Source organism: Pelosinus sp. IPA-1, assembly GCF_030269905.1.
GTDB lineage: Bacteria > Bacillota > Negativicutes > DSM-13327 > DSM-13327 > Pelosinus.
This window is the reverse complement of sequence record NZ_BSVC01000002.1, coordinates 32,660-48,812: the sequence shown is the minus strand read 5'-3', so window position 1 is coordinate 48,812 and position 16,153 is coordinate 32,660. Positions and strand designations below refer to the sequence as shown.

16 protein-coding genes are annotated in these 16,153 nt (G+C 37.7%); 2 read left to right on the top strand and 14 right to left on the bottom strand.

What is annotated here, in order from left to right:
* Window positions 1–282: 282 nt before the first annotated feature.
* From QSJ81_RS03895 to QSJ81_RS03855, 9 genes are all read right to left on the bottom strand, one after another.
* Window positions 283–777, bottom strand: a complete 495-nt coding sequence (locus QSJ81_RS03895) for a peptide deformylase (protein ID WP_285716106.1) — start codon at window positions 775–777, stop codon at window positions 283–285.
* Between the two features lie 208 nt (window positions 778–985).
* The gene (locus tag QSJ81_RS03890; protein ID WP_285716105.1) at window positions 986–1,798 is read right to left on the bottom strand and encodes a CoA-transferase subunit beta; all 813 of its coding nucleotides are present in this window, start codon (window positions 1,796–1,798) and stop codon (window positions 986–988) included.
* Window positions 1,799–2,776 (bottom strand): CoA transferase subunit A, encoded by a 978-nt coding sequence (locus QSJ81_RS03885; RefSeq protein ID WP_285716104.1) that lies wholly within the window; start codon window positions 2,774–2,776, stop codon window positions 1,799–1,801.
* A 30-nt stretch (window positions 2,777–2,806) separates the two neighbouring features.
* Window positions 2,807–3,994: a M24 family metallopeptidase gene (locus tag QSJ81_RS03880; protein WP_285716103.1), complete on the bottom strand. Its 1,188-nt coding sequence runs from the start codon at window positions 3,992–3,994 to the stop codon at window positions 2,807–2,809.
* Between the two features lie 51 nt (window positions 3,995–4,045).
* Window positions 4,046–5,020: a methylmalonyl Co-A mutase-associated GTPase MeaB gene (meaB, locus tag QSJ81_RS03875; protein WP_285716102.1), complete on the bottom strand. Its 975-nt coding sequence runs from the start codon at window positions 5,018–5,020 to the stop codon at window positions 4,046–4,048.
* Between the two features lie 5 nt (window positions 5,021–5,025).
* A complete protein-coding gene (locus tag QSJ81_RS03870; RefSeq protein ID WP_285716101.1) occupies window positions 5,026–5,430 on the bottom strand; it encodes a cobalamin B12-binding domain-containing protein in 405 nt (134 codons plus the stop codon).
* Between the two features lie 27 nt (window positions 5,431–5,457).
* Window positions 5,458–7,140, bottom strand: a complete 1,683-nt coding sequence (locus QSJ81_RS03865; RefSeq protein ID WP_285716100.1) for a methylmalonyl-CoA mutase family protein — start codon at window positions 7,138–7,140, stop codon at window positions 5,458–5,460.
* Between the two features lie 76 nt (window positions 7,141–7,216).
* Entirely contained in the window at window positions 7,217–7,711 is a 495-nt protein-coding gene (locus tag QSJ81_RS03860; RefSeq protein ID WP_285716099.1) for a GbsR/MarR family transcriptional regulator, read from the bottom strand.
* A 241-nt stretch (window positions 7,712–7,952) separates the two neighbouring features.
* On the bottom strand, window positions 7,953–9,098 hold the full coding sequence (locus tag QSJ81_RS03855) for an aldo/keto reductase (protein WP_352230869.1): 1,146 nt from the start codon (window positions 9,096–9,098) through the stop codon (window positions 7,953–7,955).
* Between the two features lie 377 nt (window positions 9,099–9,475).
* On the opposite strand from QSJ81_RS03855, the gene QSJ81_RS03850 reads away from it, so the two are divergent.
* On the top strand, window positions 9,476–10,675 hold the full coding sequence (locus tag QSJ81_RS03850; RefSeq protein WP_285716098.1) for an ArsB/NhaD family transporter: 1,200 nt from the start codon (window positions 9,476–9,478) through the stop codon (window positions 10,673–10,675).
* 45 nt (window positions 10,676–10,720) lie between these two features.
* Here the strand turns inward: QSJ81_RS03850 and QSJ81_RS03845 are convergent, their stop codons facing one another.
* Window positions 10,721–11,179 (bottom strand): hypothetical protein, encoded by a 459-nt coding sequence (locus tag QSJ81_RS03845; RefSeq protein WP_285716097.1) that lies wholly within the window; start codon window positions 11,177–11,179, stop codon window positions 10,721–10,723.
* A 254-nt stretch (window positions 11,180–11,433) separates the two neighbouring features.
* On the opposite strand from QSJ81_RS03845, the gene fosX reads away from it, so the two are divergent.
* Window positions 11,434–11,835 (top strand): FosX/FosE/FosI family fosfomycin resistance hydrolase, encoded by a 402-nt coding sequence (gene fosX, locus QSJ81_RS03840; RefSeq protein WP_285716096.1) that lies wholly within the window; start codon window positions 11,434–11,436, stop codon window positions 11,833–11,835.
* Between the two features lie 93 nt (window positions 11,836–11,928).
* On the opposite strand, the gene QSJ81_RS03835 is transcribed toward fosX, so the two are convergent.
* From QSJ81_RS03835 to QSJ81_RS03820, 4 genes are read right to left on the bottom strand one after another with little or no spacing between them, the layout of a single operon-like run.
* Window positions 11,929–13,122, bottom strand: a complete 1,194-nt coding sequence (locus tag QSJ81_RS03835) for a Ger(x)C family spore germination protein (RefSeq protein WP_285716095.1) — start codon at window positions 13,120–13,122, stop codon at window positions 11,929–11,931.
* A gap of 8 nt (window positions 13,123–13,130) precedes the next feature.
* Window positions 13,131–14,663, bottom strand: a complete 1,533-nt coding sequence (locus tag QSJ81_RS03830) for a spore germination protein (protein WP_285716094.1) — start codon at window positions 14,661–14,663, stop codon at window positions 13,131–13,133.
* Window positions 14,653–14,832 carry a hypothetical protein gene (locus QSJ81_RS03825; RefSeq protein ID WP_285716093.1) on the bottom strand — a complete coding sequence of 60 codons (180 nt, stop codon included), beginning with the start codon at window positions 14,830–14,832 and terminating at the stop codon, window positions 14,653–14,655. Before QSJ81_RS03825 ends, QSJ81_RS03830 begins: the two co-directional genes overlap by 11 nt.
* A gap of 33 nt (window positions 14,833–14,865) precedes the next feature.
* Window positions 14,866–15,990 (bottom strand): GerAB/ArcD/ProY family transporter, encoded by a 1,125-nt coding sequence (locus QSJ81_RS03820; RefSeq protein WP_285716092.1) that lies wholly within the window; start codon window positions 15,988–15,990, stop codon window positions 14,866–14,868.
* Window positions 15,991–16,153 lie beyond the last annotated feature (163 nt).

The following is a 16,153-nucleotide window of genomic DNA, read 5'->3' as shown; positions in this document are numbered from 1 at the left end:
ATCAATATACAATTAAAGCATAGTTGATGTTAAATCATATTAGCACTCACTCCACGTAATCTCATGCTTCTTATTGTAAGTGATTTTACATAAAATTACATCAGCCTTAAGATATATTTCTGTAAATGTTTAGAATTTCAATAATACTATTCTTTTTTATAACATAAAAATACCCTATAGGTAGACTTGTTAAAGCTACTCTATAGGATATTTTTTACTCATAATTGCGCTATCCCCTGCGTCATTTAATTACGTATCTAGCACCTCTGCCATCTACTTGTGTTAAAAACATCCTACTTTTTTAGGGTTAATTCTAAATGATTTATTGTCTATTGCTTTTTGTACTGCTAAGATCCCATCTAAATGATCATATTCATGCTGAATTAATTCTGACAAATCGCCCTCAAATTCTAAAAAACAATCCTTCCATTGCAGATCCTTATAGAATATTTTACATTTTTTATATCTGTTTAACTTTACTTCTAATCCGGGAAAACTCATACAGTCATCCCACACCTCAAACTCTTCTTCCCCCAATTCCAATCTTGGGTTAATTAGAGCATATGACTTATTATCAAAATTCATATAGATAATTCTTAAAAATTCTCCAATTTGAGGAGCAGCAATAGCCCTGCCAAAGCCATGTCTTTCTCTGAAATTTATCATTGTATCTTGTAAATCGTTAACTACCTGCCTTATATCCATATCCTGAGTAACTTCTCGTGAAACTTGATAAAGAGATTCATTTCCTAATAGTAATATTTCTCGCACAGCCATTTTTAGCTGCCTCCTTTTTTATTTTAGGTCATTTAAGGATAGAGACAAGTACTCACCATTTTGGGCCAGAACAGTTAGATAAACTTTGGCGGAATCATCTGATTTACGGGTTGTTTAGGGAAAGCGATCCGAATGCTTTAATATTAATGTACAGATTTCCACTTATATCAGTAGGATTGCACTAGAATACAGAACGTTCACTGTTACATTAGGGTAAGAATATTCCCTCCGGGTCTATTACATTATAAAGCAATGCAAGTTGCTTTTTGGTAGGTGGTAACGTTTGTCCTGACACTCTAGATACATTGAGCTTAAAATCTACATGCTCAATAACATCCTGCACCGTAAAACCAGGATGTACTGTATCCAAATACATTTCACCAGTTTCATCAAAACGAAATACAGCCATATCTGTAATGACCGTGGATACCCCGCCCTTGAAATAGGATTGATACAGTTCTTGTTTGGGAACCCACTCCCCCGATGGCCATTTACGAACTCTCCAACCAGGTGAGGTTACGTAATCAACCTGTTCTTTAAATCTACGTTTTTCTTGTACCATGATAAATACAGTTCTTTTCGCAAAAGAACTAATATCAGAGTTACCGCCACTACCAGTAAATCTCTTTTTCGGATGATTATAATCACCAATTACAGTACAGTTGACATTACCGTATTTGTCGATTTCTGCTCCTCCTAAAAATCCAAGATCCACATAGCCAGAATGTAATTGACCATAAAATGCCTCAAATAATCCAGAAGCTTTAGATGCTTGATGAGCACAGCGAGCATCACCAACAGAGGTTGGAATATCTAACGGTCTACCATCAATACTACCGGCTTCGTAGATACACACAGCATTAGGTGCTTGTTCATGCTGAGCTAACGTAATTGCCAACATAGGAAGACCTGTTCCAGCAAAAACAACGTCACCGTCACAAACTTCTCTGGCGGCAGCAGCAGCTAATAAATCAATGGGTTTAAACTCACCAGGTTTGCAATATTCATCAGAATTATTCATTTATCTCGTCCCCCTTTTGACTCGAGTTGAATAACCCATGATGGGACTAGCACGCAACTCCCCTAATCGTTTTGTTCCTACCTTTTCTAAATACTCTTCGTGACTATCAACACCAAAAATCCATTTTTCAGCAAATTCGTCAAATGCCTTTTGGTCTCGTACTGTTCGATTATAATTTTTCAGAAAATCTCCATCAGAATCATAGTAAAACTGTGAGCCAGTTGGATGTGCAGCCCAGGGACATTCCACGACATAGTCAATTTCATAACCAGAAGCTAAATTCGCTGCCGGATCTCTTCTTAGATGGCTATCGGGTACTATTTCTTCGCAAATTACAATAACTTTTTTGGAAGCTTTAATTACTTCTGCGTCATTATAACTTTGGGAAAGTACGCGAACAGTACCTTCATCACCAACGATAGGTGCATATACTAATGCTACATCAGGATTTACTGCCGGCAATAATGCACATTCTCCTCTGCCGAAGAAAGGATCCTCAGCCATGACATACTTTTGCGCTGGAATGTTGCGATGATTTCCATCTCGTAAGCCTGCTTTTGCTAATTGATCATATTCAGGGTTGAAGATATCGGTTCCCATCGCCAAAGCGCAAGGAAAAAAGGGCAACCCTAAGGCTCCTGCCATTAACCGCCCTGCCGTATGTCCATGACTATAATCATCTACCAAAATTTCACCATTAATCTGTTTACGAGCTAAATTCTCTCCTATTTTACCTAACATTTCTTGTCCCATCCAGGCACCTTCCCAGATTTTTACGCATCCCGCACCTACAAGTAAATCACTGTGATACCCACCTTGCACTTCAAACAAATGTAAATCCTTTTTTCCTTGCCGAATCAGTTCGTAGCAAATTGCTACTGGGCGTCTCCAGATGGTAAAACCACTAAAGGTGATCAGATCACCATCATGCACTAGAGCGCCAGCTTCTTTTAGTGATATTTTTTCAGGTCTACTCAATGTACGATCTCCTTTTTTGTCTTTTTCCAGTTACTTTATGTAAGTAATCTTATCAGGAGTTATACTTAAATATTTTGGTCCTTCTTCCGTCATCACAAAGCTATTTTCTGTACCAATAGCTCCTTCCGGAAATACAAACTTTGGTTCGAGAGCAAAGGTCATTCCTGGTAAAATCGGCGTATTAATTCCTTTGGCAAAGATCGGCCACTCATCTAATTCTAAGCCAATTCCATGACCAAGAAATTTAACCTGATCTTCTTTATACCCCATAAAGTGATCTTTATAACCCATTTCTTCTGCCATCTTTAGTGCTAGTAAATAGGGCTCCTCAGCCGTTATTCCTGGTTTTATGATTTTGAGCACTTCTGATTGAATTAACAAAGTATCCTCAAACGCCTTCACCATCCCTGAGGTAAGATCCCCCATACAAAAGATGCGAGCCTGATCGCCGGTATAACCTTGAATGACACAAGTATAATCGATATAGATAACTTCATCCCTGCCTATCTTTTTCCATCCAGCACCTTGAGGATAGGATAGGCTAACACCTGTCCCTCCTACAGGTCCATCAAAATAGCTGGGACTAAAACCACTGTTGCCACTACATACATTTCCATAAAAGAAATCCTGATTGAAGGCTCTCATTTTGCAGGAGCCCGAATAACCCCGCTTGCGCAATTCTCCTTCAAATAAGGCAGCCAACTCAATCTCTACCATTCCTTCCCGCAAGAAGGTAGGTACCGTTAAAAAGGCTTGATCGATTACCCCTAAGGCATTATGAAGAAGTTCTATTTCATAAGGGGATTTAATCGCACGGATTTCTTTAATAGCAGGAGTAATATTACTAAATTCCACATTAGGAAACATTTTCTTGTAAATTTGCACCATAGTAAAAGGTAATACATCTAAAGTTAATCCTATTTTTTTAAGATTGGTATAATGAAAATTTTCAAGAATCGTAGGAATCTCCATAGGATGCTTTATAGGGACAATATTTTTAAGCGAAGACTCTTCTTGACCACGTCGCAAACTTTTTTTAACCATCAATATGGGGTCACCATTAGCAGGTATATACAAATAGGAATTCTGCACCGTACCCGTAAAATAAAACAAATCGCTGTTTAATACAATAATGGCTCCATCTAGTTCTTGTTCGCATAATTTCTTTTGAAAAATGGTCGTTCTTATTTCAATTTCTGTTCTTGGGGTAAAATCCATACTTTATCTCCCCTCCTTCCGTTTCAAATTATAAGTTTCATATGATATAGCTCATTTTTTCATATATCTCTGCGCCACTTCTTCAGCCAGTGTATATGGGTCTACTTCTCTGTTAAGCAATTGATCTACCATCTTTTCCATTTGCCCATTTGCATTCAATTCATGCAGTACAGGTTGAAAAATTGTAGCCCACAAGGCTTCATTCAGTTCAGCTTTCCTTTTTCGCCGTTTGCGCTCCGCTAGACGATTACTCTTAACTAAGTACTGATAATGTTCTTCTATTTTATTGCTCAAAGCTTCTACACTCTTAGCAAATTCCTGGGGTGGCAGTACACCTTCTATCTTTAAAATTGGTATTGTCCAGCAATCATCGGTAGAATCGCTATTTTTTTTTGACATCGCTACTACATTTAAGACTTCTTGATATAGCTTTGCTGCGCCATCCCGATCCGCCTTATTAATTACAAAAATATCGGCAATTTCCATTAAGCCCGCTTTTATCGCCTGAATATCATCACCCATACCAGGTACAAGAACAACGATTACCGTGTGAGCATGGTTGATAATATCTACTTCTTGTTGCCCCACTCCGCAGGTTTCAACAATAACTTTTTCTTTTCCTAAGGCTTCCATTACCAGAATTCCTTCACCAACCGCCTTGGATAGACCACCCATAGAACCTCTGGTCGCCAGGCTTCTGACAAAAACTTCTTTATCCTCAGAATGTCTTAGCATACGGATTCTGTCGCCTAGAATGGCCCCACCGGAAAAAGGACTGGTAGGATCAACTGCTAGGACTCCAATGGATTTATCTTTTTTACGTAAGGCAGCGATTAGTTCATCCGTAAGTGTACTTTTACCTGCACCTGGTGCACCAGTAATTCCAATCACATGTGACTCACCTGTTGTGGTAAAAAGTTCTCTCATGGCAGCATTTGTATCTGGTATCTGATCTTCTAAATTTCTTATGAGACGGGAAGCTGCACGTATATTTCCCGCTAATACTTTTTCACTTAATTCCACCACAACGTTCACGCCCTCGGAGTTACATTCGCATGAACCCATGCGACGATTGAGTCTAGAGTAGTTCCTGGTGTGAAAATTCCTTTTAATCCCGCCTCATATAACGCAGGCATGTCCTGTTCGGGGATAATCCCCCCACCAATTACTATTATGTCTTCCGCTTCCCGCTCTTTCAAAAGCTTGGCTACTTCCGGGAATAAATAGCGATGTGCCCCTGACAAACAGCTCAAGCCAACTACATCAACATCTTCCTGAATAGCGATAGATGCGATTTGTTCAGGACTTTGATGACACCCTGTATAAATTACTTCAAAACCAGCATCACGAAAAGAGCGAGCTAATACTTTGGCACCTCGATCATGTCCATCAAGCCCTGGTTTAGCGAGTAGTATCCGAATTTTCATAGTTGACATTATACGTACCTCCCCTAAATCATTTCACTAGAATATACCAGGATCACGGTATTCTCCGTAAACCTCTCTGTAGACATCGCAGATTTCTTGAACCGTGGCGTAATGTTTCACTGCTTCAATACAATAAGGCATCACATTGTCACCTTTTTTACATGCACTGGTAAGATCTCTGAGACATTCATTAACCTTACGACTGTCACGCTTTCTCTTTACTTCAGCTAGACGTTTTAGTTGCTGTGCTTCCACAGACTCATCAATAGTTAGTATGGGAATATCTACTTTTTCATTTTGTTCCACATATTTATTAACACCGATCATAACTTTTTCCTTTGCATCGATTTGCTGCTGGAATTTATAAGCTGCATCGGATATTTCCATCTGCGGATAGCCTTTTTCTATTGCCGCAATCATTCCGCCCATTGCATCAATTTTATGAATGTATTCCCAAGCCTTTTCCTCCATTTCATTGGTAAGAGATTCTACAAAGTAGGATCCAGCTAATGGATCTATGGTATTGGCAACACCTGTTTCTTCTGCGATGATTTGCTGGGTTCTTAGAGCGATTTGTACTGCATGTTCTGACGGCAGACTCAAAACCTCATCTAACGAATTGGTATGTAATGACTGAGTTCCACCCAATACAGCTGCTAATGCTTCTGTAACCGTTCTGACTACATTATTGTAAGGTTGCTGTGCGGTTAGTGAACATCCTGCAGTCTGTGTATGAAAGCGCATCCAGCAAGACCGTGGATCTTTTGCCCCAAAACGATCTCGCATAATTTTGGCCCACATTCTACGGGCAGCTCTCATTTTGGCGATTTCCTCAAAAAAATCAATATGTGAATTAAAAAAGAAAGACAATCTGGAAGCGAATTGATCTACATGTAAGCCCTTACGTTTGATAACATCTTCAACATATTCAATACCGTCTCTTAATGTAAACGCCAATTCTTGAACAGCCGTCGATCCTGCTTCTCGTATGTGATAGCCGCTAATGCTAACTGTATTCCATTTTGGTACATACTTGGTGCCAAACTCAATGGTATCGCTAATCAGCTTTACCGAGGCTTCCGGCGGACACATCAGTGTTTTTTGAGCAATGAATTCCTTCAAAATATCATTTTGGATGGTACCACTTATTTTAGTAAGAGGTATACCTTGCATTTCTGCTGATGCACAATACATAGCCCACAATATGGTTGCCGGAGGATTAATGGTCATAGAAGTGCTTATTTTATCTAGAGGAATCCCTTGGATCAAATCTCTGAAATCTTCTATCGTATCAATCGCAACACCACATTTTCCGCATTCCCCCCGCGCTTTAGGAGAATCTGTATCATAGCCCATAAGGGTTGGAAAATCAAACGCAGTACTCAAACCTGTCTGTCCCGTGGACAAGAGATAATGCCAGCGTTGATTAGTTTCTACAGCCGTCCCCATACCAGAGAACATTCGAAAGGTCCAATATTTCCCGCGATAGCCCGTGGATTGATTGCCTCGCAAAAAAGGAAACTGTCCCGGATACCCCATATCCTTTTCAAAATCCATGCTTTTAATATCTTCGGGCCCATAGATTCTCTTGATCCCTAAATCAGAAACTGTAGTCCATTTTTCTTTTTGATCCGCATGTTTTGTAACGCTTTTCCTTACTTCATCTTCCCATTTGTTTTTCAATTCACTTGATTGGTTGAATAATTCTTTGGTAAACAACAGCTACTCCCCCCCATTTTTGGTCTATTTCTTCAAGATTTTATACTATCTCTACTAAGCCTTCTCGATAATTTTGTCAACCTCGGTTATTACCTTTTTCTACTTTCTGGCTTGTCCACTCGTCTAAAGCTTTCCCATAGCAATGAGATAACCAAGTATGAAAATCTTTAAAATCCTCTAGGCGCTTTTTCTTTTCCAGAGGAACGTCCTTAAACAGTTCTAAACCAATGTTAGAGAAATCAACAACCGATGTGTATAGGGCGTGACGCCTTCGGCAAATATTATGCCAAGCCTCTTCTTTAATTTTATAATAATCGATCCGATCACCTGGAAAAGCAATTTTTTCAACAAATCCAGCTTCCCGTAATAACTGTAGCATCGTACTAACGGAGGCTTTACTAGCCTTTAAATAAGTAACAATATCTTTATGGGATTGATAAGATGGATCGCATACCGTGAGGTAAACCATGATTCTGCCTGCCATTCTGGGCCAGCCAAATTTCTCCAAAACAATAGCGCCATCCTCAATATAGTTTTTCACGTTATTCTCATCAGGTGCTTTATCATTCAAATATTATCTACCGTCCTTATCTTTATTCTTAGTCATATTATAGATGCATTGTATTGTTTTGTAAATACTGAACAAACAAAACTCACAAAACACCTTGCAATCGTAAAAATAGAATACTTACACTCATAAAAATTTAAAAGATACAGAGAAAAGATCGAGAGGATAGAAAAACAGGATTGGGAAGAATACTCTTCCCAACCCCGTTATAAAAACCACGGAATTCCCCTACCTTTCCGAAAATTTACTCAAATAGCTGTTTAACATTCTTTAATTCTTTATGGATTTCAATACCTTGGGGGCAGTGACTTTCACATTTGCGGCATTCTACACACTTGGATGCGGGAGCTGCGAGTTTCGAATAAATCTGATATCTTTGTTTTGCCGCAGGAGTACCATCAAAAACCGAATGATCATTATATGTTGAGAAACATCCTGGAATATTTATGCCTGCTGGGCATGGCATGCAATACCCACAAGCTGTACAGTTTACTTTTATTCTTTGCTCAAAAACCTTCTTCACTGCATCAATGATAGTCTCTTCTTTTGCTGTTAATGAATTTGCCTGTGCTTCCTCAGCTACTTTTATATTTTCGACAACTTGATCCATGGTACTCATACCACTTAATACAACAGATACTTCTGGGTGATTCCATACCCATCGTAGGCCCCATTCTGCTGGCGTTCTTTTTATATCCGCTTGAGCAATAATCTCTTTCGCTTCTTTAGGAAGATGAACAATGTTACCGCCTCTAAGAGGTTCCATAATGGCAATGCCCAACCCTTTTTTCGCAGCATACTCCAAACCTTTTTTACCAGCCTGATACTCTTCATCTAAGTAATTATACTGAATTTGGCAGAATGACCAATCGTAATAATCTACGATTTCCTTAAATAGTCCTGCTTGATCATGAAATGAAAATCCAGCATATTTTATTCTTCCGTCTTTGATTGCTTGATCCAAGAATTCGCTAATACCAGCTTCTTTTAAGACAGGCCAAACATCAGCATTCAACGAATGCACTAAATAGAAATCAATAAAATCTGTCTCTAAACGTTCCAATTGCTCATTTAAGTATTTATCCATATCTGCCCTTGTTTTGATCAACCAACTAGGAAGCTTCGTCGCGAGTTTGACTTTCCCCCTATATCCATCCTTTAAGGCTTTAGCGACGAAAGGTTCACTTGCTCCGCCTGTGGTAAAACCAGTACCGTGATAAGGATATGCAGTATCTACATAGTTCACGCCTGAATCAATGGCATACCGAATCATGTTTATAGCTTTTTCCTGGTCAATATTCGTGGGATCGCTACCAATAAGAGGCAACCTCATACAGCCAAATCCTAATACTGAAACCATTTCATTTGTTTTCCCAAATTTTCTGTACAGCAAAACAATCACACCTTTTTTTATTTTATAACTAACGATTTTATTGTAAAAACTCACTTCTTGCCTAATTTCTCAACAATCTCAAAATATAATCGTTTGGTAAGAAAGAACTTTAATATTTTTGGCCGTATCTATAATATTTATCCTCCTTGACCATTATACTTTAACATATTTCGATAACTTTCGAATTAATGATAACCCATCCTACTTTTCCTTGTCAAGGTACCCTTGCTGTATTATTTCCCGAATATCAAAATCGACAATCCGTGCCCCTACAGTCATACAAATTGATCATTCGCTAATAATATTGAGGGTCAATTAAATACCGCAAAAAGATTTTATTTGTTATAATGAAAAAAACGAAAGGGGCTTTTTACATGTTTGAGTCTGGTCTTATCCTTATTGCTACTTTAATAGTCTTTACCGTTGGTAAAAGCCCTGTTTTTCGTGTAGATCGAGCAGGTGCCGCTATTATCGGGGCAGTTTTAACCATTAGTCTGGGAATACTCTCCTTTGATGAGGCCACTCAGGCGGTGGATCACCGAACCATCGTTGTTCTTTTTTCCATGATGGTTATCCTGGCAAATCTAAAGTTGGCGGGCTTCTTTGAAGTGGTTGGGAGATATTTGATGCGCGCGGTATCCACCCAGCAGCAACTATTACTAGCCGTTGTTTTGACAAGCGGCATATTTTCAGCTCTCTGCATCAATGATATTGTATGCTTGCTGTTTACGCCCATCGTGCTGTTGGTTTGCCGCCACGTCCAATGTAATCCTGTTCCACATTTACTTGCGGTAGCTATGGCATCTAACATAGGTAGTGCTGCAACACTGATTGGCAACCCCCAAAATATTTTAATCGGTAGTCTATCTGGATTGAATTTTGCCTCCTATCTTATGACTGCTATACCTGTGGCCTTGGCTGGATTATTGCTGACTTATCTCATTATTGGATATTATTATAGGAAAGATCTACAAGATAAGTTGTACACCTTAAGTCGGGAAGTTAACTATACTTCTCATCGCTACCTAATAAACAAAAGTCTAACGGTAATGACAGCAGTCGTAGTCGCATTCGCAGCTGGTCTAGATATTGCTATTGCCGCTAGTTTAGGTGCGGCATTTCTTTTGATTACTAGACGGGTAAACCCCAATAAAATCTATACCAGTGTCGACTTTAATCTGTTAGTCATGTTTGTTGGTTTGTTCGTCATCGTGGGTGGCGTTGAACATAGTGGCCTAATGAGCTGGATAATTGAAAAACTGCATTCTGTAGATTTCAGCAATTATGGAGTTTTTACCATTGTTACAATCATACTTTCCAATATAGTGAGCAACGTTCCGGCGGTCTTGCTCTTAAAATTTTTTATACCTACCCATGAACCCCATTTATGGTGGACCAGAATGGCGATATTCACCACTTTAGCCGGCAATTTAACCATAACAGGTAGCTTTGCCAATTTAATTGTAGTGGAAATAGCCAAACGCAGCGGGGTTGAAATTGGATTTTTTGATTATTTTAAAGTCGGATTCCCTCTGACTCTGGCTATTACTATTGTTGGATTTCTACTACTGTGAAACAAACGGAAAACAGCTATCCATCCATCCCAATAAACTGCTCTTCTAATATTTTTTCTCCCAAAGTACATTATATCCACCTGGATGATATGTCTTGTCAAGTTTAATTCGAATAAGTTCATCTTCACCAGGTATTTTTACATTTACACTTTTACCAGGTTGAAAGGTCACACCTGGTGTAATTGCTATTTCTTTTTTCTTATTTTTGATAGAGTAAGACTGCTCTCCCAGATTGTCTGATTCCCCATGAGTAACAGGTTGTAATGAAGGAGGGCGTTCCATCTTCTCTCCTTGAGAAGATGTCGGAGGAATTAATGGTTGTTTTTCTATCTTTATGGATTCCTCACCCTTTTCCATACTTGGCATTGCACTCTCGGCTGCAGGGGATGGTTCTATGGTATTACCTGGTGCTACTTTCTCAGGACCACGATTACCAATAAAATAAAGACCCATCAATAGCAATACTACTATCACAAGGTAAATTGCTTTTCTCTTTCTTATCAAAATGATCTCCTCCGCTACCTATTATCCCATAATAAGTAATTCATCATAATGTTTTCTTTGAAAAAACTGCTCCTAATTTTACTCTATTTACCATTAAAATATAAACTCCTTGTTTTATTTTTTAAAATAGATATGCTGTATTTGAGTCCCTAGCATATAGAAAACAGTTCTACTGATTCAATCACATTAATGAAATTTCCACCCTAGCTAAAATAAGCTTTGACTTTGCTATCGCGTGAAATTAAGGAGGATCTATGATTGAGGGTATCAGTCACTTAACCTTTATTGTTAAAGACCTTGAGCGTGCAACAGAATTCCTTACATCTATCTTTGATGCCAAAACGATCTATACAAGCGGAGATAAGATTTTCTCTTTAACCAGAGAAAAGTTTTTTCTGATTAATGATTTATGGATTTGCATAATGGAAGGCGACTCATTATCAGACCGTACATATAACCACGTTGCATTCAAGATAAGCGATGATGAATGCGATGTATATGAATCACGAATACGGGCATTAGGTGTTGATCTTAAACCGCCACGCCCAAGGATCAGCGGTGAAGGACGTTCAATATATTTTTATGATTTTGACAATCACCTCTTTGAACTGCATACCGGTTCACTTTCAGAGAGACTAACAAGATACTCTCGATAAGATCAGAATAAATTCATAAACAGCTTAAACCTTTAAAGGTTTAAGCTGTTTTACTAGAAAGGATTTTATATTTTTATATCCCAAAATAATCTCTTACTTCTCAATCTGAAAAACACCTTGTTTTAAATCGGTCCCTATAACTTTGACCTCTACCTCTACCGTATAATCTACGTCAGGAAACATCTCACTCCACCCATCTTTTATCCCATGCCATTGCTCAGGATATTCTCTATTTAAGGTATTTCCAAAACCAAAGACATCGGAATGAAGTTCTTTTTGTGCCTTATTTACCGCAACTCTAATTTCGTCTTCTATTTCTTTCTTAGCTTCTTTTCTTACTTCTTCTAAATAATCGAGCATTAATTTAGGATAGGAAATTTTTAATTTAGCCTGTTCTTCAACTAAAATTACTTCTGCTTTTACCTTGATAACAAAGGAAATTTTCCCGTCCTTAATCTCTGGCGTAATTTTGGCCTCTGAGCTTTTAATTTCAAGAGAAATGAGTCTTTCTTGATCCAGTAATGATGGGAGAGTAATGACTCCGCTTTGTACTTTCCCGATAATCCAATTCAAGCCTTGTGTTTCTTTTTCATTAAAATATCCAACTAGTGCATCTTTTTTAAATACAGCAGTGCCTGAAAATCTTATTTCCTTTGTAGTTTTTCCTTCTTTTTTTTCTACTGGTTGATTGGGAACTTCGACAATTTCCAGCACTCCCGTGATTGGATTATTCCCTTCTTGCAAGGCTTTTCTATAATAATCAATAACACTGGAAGCAGTTACTTTATATTGATATTTTTTGTTTTCGATAATATCTTTCAGATAGTTTGCTTGTATCCTATCAATTCCATCTTTAACGCCGATTATATCGCGAGCAGGGGCATTCTTTGCAATACATAACCAGGTATAACCCCTTAATTGCCTGCCTCTTACAAAAAAATCAAGAACAGGTGTAATATCTTCTTTAGCCAATTCCTCACCAATTACGATTACTTTTGTGTGTGCATAGAAATTTATTCGATCAAACTCCTGAGTTGTATCCCGAATTGCCTCAAAGATTGTTTTTCCTTTGGTAGAAACCAATTCCGTAGGAGCGTCTTTGCCGGGACTTTTCTTGTCTAGGGAAGCAGGTCTTATGACTTGAGATGTTAGAATAACTCCGCCATTCTCAGGGTCTTTGTCTATGGCAACGGCTACAACGATCCCAATATGATTAAGCTCAGGTTGACCCTTGCAGCCAGTTAGTAACACTAAGCAAAGAAAGACTGAACAAATTTTTAGCCTCAACGTTTTTTCTACCTCCGGTTGGATTTTGTTGGACCTGGTTTGGACTCTAATCCTTGTCTTTGTGATTTTTTCCAAGTAATTGATTGAGGTCTTGATTTCATTAACCATAAAAAAGATCTAACAACTGTATCTTTTAGTTCGCTCCAGATTGTTGGCGCAAAGGGAGCCAAGAAAGGAGAGCCAAAAGAACGCAATGAGCACATATGAGCAAGGATGAAGAAAAAGCCAATTAAAATCCCATATAACCCTAATCCCGTAGACAAAACTAAAAGAAAAGTCCGCAAATAAAAGGTGACACTTATCAACGAGGGATTAACAAAATCAGTAATTCCCGTAATCGCTACAATAATAATCATTGGGCTACTTACGATTCCAGCATTTACAGCCGCCTCACCAAGTACAAGGGCACCAACAATACTAGTTGCCTGTCCAACAGGTTTCGGCATTCTTACGCCCGCTTCTCTTAAAACCTCAAATACGATTCCCATTAGGAAAACTTCTAAAACAGCAGGAAATGGTATTCCTTCTCGTGAAGCAGCCGTAGTTATCAGTAAAACTGTGGGAATCATCTCATAGTGAAATACCGTTACAGCAACATATAAAGCCGGAGCAGCTATAGTAATAAAAAGGGATACAATTCTTATTAGCCTCAATAACGTTGCTATAAAAGGACGGGAATAGTAATCTTCAGAAGTTCGTAGACTTTCGATAAATAAATAAGGGACCGTCAGCACAAATGGCGTACCATCACAAAAAATTGCTACTCTTCCTTCTAATAGCTTTGCTGCAACAATATCAGGTTTTTCACTGTTTCCAATCGTCGGAAAAAGACTTGTAGGGTTGTCTTCAATAAGCTGTTCAATAGAGCCAGATTCTAATATGGAATCTATTTGAATTCGGTTTAGCCTTTCTTTAATTTCTTGAACTACTTTGGGATTTACGATCCTATCCAAATATGCTATGAAGAGAGTTGTATTCGTTTTTCTGCCCACAATCATTTTTTCGAAAACTAAATTTGGATGCCTAATTTTTCTACGAACCAAGGCAATATTAACAGCAATATTTTCCGTAAATCCTTCGCGAGGCCCTCTTACTACTGTTTCAGTATTAGGATCTTGAACATTCCTTGATTCAAAAGCTAGTGCATTAATGAGAAGTACTTTAACGTACGTATCAATAAATAAAGCAGTTTTACCTGCTAAAATTTCATTGATGACGTTCTTCATTGATTGGGTTTCATTTAAGTCTGTTATACTCAAAATATTGGTTTTAATACTATCAAAAGTATTTGCTGACAAACTTCTTATATCACAAACTTCGGCGCTTACATTCTGTGTTAGTGATTTAATAATATGCTGACTAATCATTTCAGTATTAGTTAAACCACTTACATAACAAAGTAAAGCTCGTGTTTGCTGTTGATTAGAAATTACAATATTTCTAAATACTATGTCATCACTTTTGCCTAAAATTTCTTTTAGCTTTGCTATATTCGCTTCGATATTCGGGCTAATCTTATATTGATTTCCTTTAACGGCCATTGTTTGTCTTCCGGTACAGTAAAAGCCTTATTGCATATAAACCAAGATTATATAGACAGATGAGGGCAAGAACACATGCACATAACCATCCTCCAACAATAAGAATGCTCGGTACAAAGCCAATTTCTTTCAAGGTATCAAAGGTAATCGTAGCATCTATATTCTCCATTTCAACCTCCATCAAGCTAGGATAAAATTAGTATCAAATACATTGCTGCTGTATACTTTGCTTGTGCAGCTTGTTTTTCAGAATGATTATTATAAGTAGCAAAGCCGGACAAACAATTTCCAAAACAGTAAAACCACTATAAAAATAAGAAATGGATATTTTTAGCCCAACCCAGCGGTGAAAGAGAAGGTTTGGATAATAAACAATGGAAAACCAAGTCCAAAAGACACCAAATAAAGCAATCAACCACTTCTCATTACTAATTTTAAAAAGTGATTTAACAGCTAATACTCCTGCGTAAAAATGAATCGTCATCTTAAAAAAGCCGCCAATAAACTGGACTACAGTCGCAATAGAATCTAAGTTCGTTAGAATATCTCCTATATTAATTAGTTTAATTACTTCATAGATAGGAATCGTGGAATTAGCAACAAAGGGCACATCTAAAACGGCAACCATCAGGGCCAATACACTTGATAACAATGGCCCAATGGTAATCGTAACCAAAAAGGATGTTTTCCGAATACATTGTTTCTCATTTACATAATGCCAATACATTAAAAATACAACCATTTCCCCAAATGGGAAGTTAACAAGTGCAGGAATGGCTGCTTTTAAAACTGGCGTAATTCCATTACCTAAAACGGGCTGTAATCTAGTTAAATCCACTTGCTCTGAAAAACCAATTAGGACAAATATACTAAGAATAAAGAATATAATCAGTGGAAACATTAATTCTCCTAGACGAGCCAATACCTCATACCCGAGAAAAAGAGTGTACATGGCTGTAATCATAAAAACAACAAGAATTACGGATAGTGGGACAGATGGTAGTAATATCATTGAAATTAGTTCGCCAAATTCTCGAAAATTCAAAGTTGAGATCCAAAAAAATTCTAATGCATAAAGTAAAATTATAGGTATAGCAAGCCATTTTCCTAATACAGCTGTCAGAATCTCTGCTAGATTTTTCTCTGGATAATATTTTTGAATTTCAGTATAAAGCCAAATTAATACAAAACCAAAAAACATCGCTAGTAAAACAGCAATCCAGGCATCTTGCTTAGCATCAATACCTAATCCAAAAACAGTTGTGCTTCCAATTTCAAATAACATCATAAGACAATAAAGCTGCCAATTATTAATTCGTATCTTCATATATCAGCCCTCTACGCAAATCATAAAATCTATTAATTATTAGTACTATTTTACATTTTTAGCTTATCTAGTTATTATTTCCCTAATGAGGTGAAATATGTATAATCGCCTTAGGATAAACAATTATTTAACCTAGAGTGTGAGTTTTGGTGATCAGGTAATA